We start from the raw sequence: 782 nt of genomic DNA on the forward strand, positions 1-782 counted from the left end.
TTTCAACTTACCGTTATCCATCCAACTGGGAGCTCTCGGGTGCAAGGGCAAGCAGTGTAATCAGATATTTGCTATCCAATACCGATCAACTCGATCCAAAACGGTTCACGGCAGTCGCCTACGGAGAAACGAGGCCTGTAGTACCCAATGATTCTGAAGAGAATTGGGGGAAAAACCGTAGAGTAGAGATCGTAATATTGAATCCTAAGTATGATAATTGATCAATATCAAAAGCCACTACAATGACTGTAGTGGCTTTTTTATATACGCTGTCTATGCCCCCCAGAGTTATTCAAAAAACGTGCAGGATTGTGGAAGACTCGATTTCGAGATAACCGGGTTCGTTGCTGTATTGAGATTCAGGGTTGGTTGGGAAGCAGCTCGCTTTCCATCGGGGATGACGGCAAGCTTCCTCGAGCTCTGCTCTGCGGGGTCTCGTCAGACAACCCATTCCCGCGCGAGTCTCACAGCTTCCCAACCAACTCATGTGATGCATGGGAGAAACGAACCCCTTTACCCAGAAAAATTGTCTTCCACTATCGCAGTGCTATAAGCATAAAGTGCTCTATACCATGCTCTCACCATCGGAATTCCTGCCATGGAAATTTATATTCCTCCACTTTCCCTATGCGCCAAAGGTGTTTATTCCAGTAATGGTTTCGAGCCACTTATATGGTAAAGGGGCGGAGGGAGACGGTGAGACTCCTGTGGGATTTGCGGGACAGATGAGACCCCGGAAGGCGGAGCGAAGCCACTGAAAAAGTGTTGTATTAACAGAAAGG

General features: G+C 47.4%; 1 protein-coding gene. It reads left to right on the plus strand.

Annotated features, from left to right (window positions below; all coding sequences use genetic code 11):
* On the plus strand, positions 1-221 hold a 221-nt coding region (locus LD39_RS21610; RefSeq protein WP_035554072.1), incomplete at its 5' end, for an OmpA family protein.
* Positions 222-782 lie beyond the last annotated feature (561 nt).

The sequence above is a fragment of the Halobacillus sp. BBL2006 genome (genome assembly GCF_000786645.1).
Lineage (GTDB): Bacteria > Bacillota > Bacilli > Bacillales > Halobacillaceae > Halobacillus.